The organism is Methanospirillum sp., assembly GCF_035560735.1.
In the GTDB taxonomy this organism is placed as follows: Archaea; Halobacteriota; Methanomicrobia; order Methanomicrobiales; family Methanospirillaceae; genus Methanospirillum.
Genome location: NZ_DATMYY010000363.1, coordinates 1 through 3,614, shown reverse-complemented (window position 1 = coordinate 3,614; position 3,614 = coordinate 1). Strand labels below are relative to the sequence as shown.

Below are 3,614 nucleotides of genomic sequence, written 5' to 3'. Positions count from 1 at the left end.
CCTAAATACAGTTCTTCATGCTCATATGACTTAAAGTTTTACTTTTCTAAAAACGTGTACAGACAGACCAAGAACCAGGATACAGAGAAGGGAGAGTAATGTTAATTGAAATACCGGAATTGTTCCTGCCTGAACCATCCTGATACCATCAATTGCAAAACTGAGCGGATTTACATGAGCCACAGGTTCCAGCCAGGCAGGCATCTGATCATAAGGCATCATAGCAGATGATGTAAAAAAGATCGGCATTGAGATCATGGCATTGACTGCAGCATATTGATCATGATCCCCGACATGAATCGCGAGAGTGGTTGCACAAGAGGAAAGGAGAGCTCCGAAGATAAAGAGAATAAGATAGGTGAATACCAACTGCACGGGAGAATAGACCTTTGCACCAAGAAGGAAGGCAATGCATAGGATGATCGTTGATTGTATCAGCCCCCGGATTGTTATTACAAGAATTTTTCCGAAGAGAATAGATTCACGGGGAGGTGGCAAAGCTAAAAACTTATTGAAAAACCCGAGCATTCGATCCATTATGAGTAACCCTCCACCTGCAAGTGAGGCAGACAGGATTGTCATAGCCAGGATACCGGGAGTTACAAAGTCGATGTAATGGTCAGTAAACCTTATCGGAAGAGCAAGCCCGACAAAAATCAGCCATGCAGCTGGCATAACCATAGCTGAGATAAATCCCCATCTCCCTCTAAACCAACGGATCAGATCGCGTTTACAGTATACAAGGATTGGATTCATCCCCGCCTCCCGGTTACATTTCTAAACCTGCTCAGATTGAACGGAGATGTATCTTCAGTAGTACCAATAAGATGAAGAAATACATCATCAAGTGATGGTCTTCGAACAGACATTGAAAGAACCTGAATACCCTGTTCAGTAAGAGCATCCTTGATCAGAGGAAGAGCAGAATCACCATGCTCTGCATAAAAGATTAATTCTTCAGATTCGGCTTTAGCAAATCTAACACCGGGCACAATTATCTGTGTATAATGTCCGGATATGGAGATCGTAACAACATCCTGGGAGATCATAGCTTTCAGATTTGTCGGAGTATCTATAGCCTTGATAACTCCTTTATCCATTATTGCTACCCTGTCGCAGTACCGGTCAGCTTCATCCATGTAGTGAGTAGTAACAAAGATGCTCATACCGTTGCTTTTAAGAGACCTGATGTGTTCCCAGATTTTCTTTCTGGCAGCAACATCGAGTCCGACAGTCGGCTCATCCAAAAAGAGTACTTGTGGATCATGCACAAGGGCCTGAGCCAGTTCAAGTCTGCGTCTCATTCCACCAGAATAAACCTTGGCTAACTCATCTGCCCGATCAGAGAGTTCAAGAATCTGAAGAACCTTTTCTGTCTTTTCGGCAGGATTACTGACGCCATACAGTTCAGCAAACATCAAAATATTTTCCCTGCCGGTTAGTCTGACATCAACTGCCATATCCTGGGGAACATAACTCAGTGATTCACGAACTGCTCTGGGAAATCGCTGAATATCATATCCGCAGATTTCGGCAGAACCAGAACTTGGTGCCAGAAGGGTTGTAAGCATGAGGATCGTAGTCGTCTTTCCTGACCCATTTGGCCCAAGTATACCAAAGATCTCATTCCCAACCGAGAGATTCATTTTGTTTACAGCACAGAGTTCACCATAATTTTTCGTAAGATCTCGAATCTCTATGCGGTTTTTTATGACATTACTCATTACAATCTGTTCAGTTCCATTTATTGTTGACATATGTCACCCCCTATACTCACCAGATTCGTACCAATTCAGTAATCAGACAATGAGGGCTGTATTTAAGCCGTTCCAGATTGGGAGAACATATCTGCCAGATTCTGTATTCACAAACTGCATCGGTACACCATAGACTGAAATGATGTTCTCTTCAGTCATGACTTCTTCAGCAGTTCCGAGAGCTACAATGTGTCCTTTATCAATCAACATGACCCGGTCAGCATAATGGTAGGCAAAGTTCAGGTCATGCACTGCTACGAGGATGGATTTCGTATGCTGCTCAGATAATTCCCTGATCATAGAAAAGACATCAATCTGATGCTTAATGTCAAGAGCACTGGTAGGCTCGTCAAATAGGAAAATATCCGGGTCCTGAGCAATTGTCCGTGCGATAAATACCCGCTGACGCTCTCCTCCTGATAGTTCGGTAAGCATCTTCCCTGCCATTGGGGAGATAGCAAGGCGATCCATCGCAGCCTGAACCACATCGAGGTCATGCTGAGACAATGACCATTCAACATGTGGTCTTCTTCCCAGGATTACTGCTTCAAGTACAGTTGCAGAAGTGAGATACAGAAAGTCCTGCGGTACGTATCCGATGATTCGTGCAACCGCATTTTTAGAATATGTGCCAATATTTTTTCTATCCAAACAGATTGAACCGCTATTCTGACTGATAATTCCAGCAAGAGTTTTAATGAGAGTGCTCTTACCTGAACCGTTTGGCCCGATGATGCAGAGTACTTCACCAGGAGTAAGATCAAAGCTGATTGAATTCAGGATCTGAGTCTTTCCGTACCTGACAGACAAATCCCTGACTTCAAGGATCATTCTATCTCCATCAGGTGATCACCCGGTGCTGTCCCCGAAGAATGAGGATCATAAAAAAGATCCCACCGACGACATACATGATTACCCCTACCGGGATCTCTATTGGGTCCATTACAGTTCTGGCAGCCGTGTCTGATATCAAAAGGATCAGGGCACCCAATAATGCAGAACATGGAATCAGGTACCGGTTGTCATTGCCAATGAGCATTCTGCCGATATGTGGACCCATCAATCCAATGAACCCGATTATCCCGGTAAACGCAAGACAGGCAGAAGATGCAAGAGTGGCAACAAAGAGGCCTACAAGCCTGAGACGATTAACATGTACTCCCAGGTTTGTTGCTACATCGTCTCCAGCTGCGAGTGTGTTGAGATCCCATGCCCGGGATTCAAGATAAAGAAAACAGATCAGAGTAATGGGGGCAACAATACATACTGCTCCCCAATTAGCTCCCCACATACCACCCATAAGCCAGAGAGTGATCTCACGAAGTTTCTCATCTTTGGTAAGATACTTCAGGATCATCACACCTGCCGTGAAGATATATCCAATGACTACTCCTGAAAGAATGAGTGTCGCACTAGAAGAGCCTTTCATTCGCGATATTGCATAAATAAGGAGTATAGAAAACCACCCAAGCAGGAATGCTGATATTATAATTGTACCGTTCTGATACTGGACTGGGATAAAAGGGAAGAGAGAAGATCCAAATACAATGGCCATAGCAGCTCCAAAGGAAGCTGCAGAAGAGAGCCCCAGAGTAAAAGGACTTACTAATGGATTTTTGAGGAGAGCCTGCATCACACAACCTGCCACAGCAAGACTGATTCCGGTGACTATCGAAAGCAGAATCCGTGGTAATCTGAAATCTATGACAACTATCTTTTCAGACTGTGTTGCAGCAAGAGATGCAGGATTGGTTATCATCTGATACAGGATAGAAAAAATTCGCTGAAAGGGAAGATGATATGAACCAGCATTGAGTGCATATATGAATGACAGGAAGAGAAGAATAAGTAGTAAAA

4 protein-coding genes are annotated in these 3,614 nt (G+C 43.8%); all 4 read right to left on the bottom strand.

The annotated features are described in order from the left end of the window. Positions 1-30: 30 nt before the first annotated feature. Positions 31-756, bottom strand: a complete 726-nt coding sequence (locus tag VN429_RS10840; protein ID WP_325633188.1) for an ABC transporter permease — start codon at positions 754-756, stop codon at positions 31-33. Continuing rightward, complete coding sequence (locus VN429_RS10835; RefSeq protein WP_325633186.1) at positions 753-1,757, bottom strand: ATP-binding cassette domain-containing protein; 1,005 nt, start codon at positions 1,755-1,757, stop codon at positions 753-755. The genes VN429_RS10840 and VN429_RS10835 overlap by 4 nt, the downstream gene beginning before the upstream one ends. Positions 1,758-1,799: 42 nt before the next feature. Beyond that, a complete protein-coding gene (locus tag VN429_RS10830) occupies positions 1,800-2,588 on the bottom strand; it encodes an ABC transporter ATP-binding protein (protein WP_325633183.1) in 789 nt (262 codons plus the stop codon). Between the two features lie 10 nt (positions 2,589-2,598). After that, positions 2,599-3,614: FecCD family ABC transporter permease (locus VN429_RS10825; protein ID WP_325633181.1), on the bottom strand; the 1,016-nt coding region annotated here is incomplete at its 5' end.

Bases quoted from the DNA above. Each gene is read 5' to 3' on its own strand.
- VN429_RS10840 (WP_325633188.1), bottom strand. From the start codon at position 756: ATGAATCCAATCCTTGTATACTGTAAACGCGATCTGATCCGTTGGTTT.
- VN429_RS10835 (WP_325633186.1), bottom strand. From the start codon at position 1,757: ATGTCAACAATAAATGGAACTGAACAGATTGTAATGAGTAATGTCATA.
- VN429_RS10830 (WP_325633183.1), bottom strand. From the start codon at position 2,588: ATGATCCTTGAAGTCAGGGATTTGTCTGTCAGGTACGGAAAGACTCAG.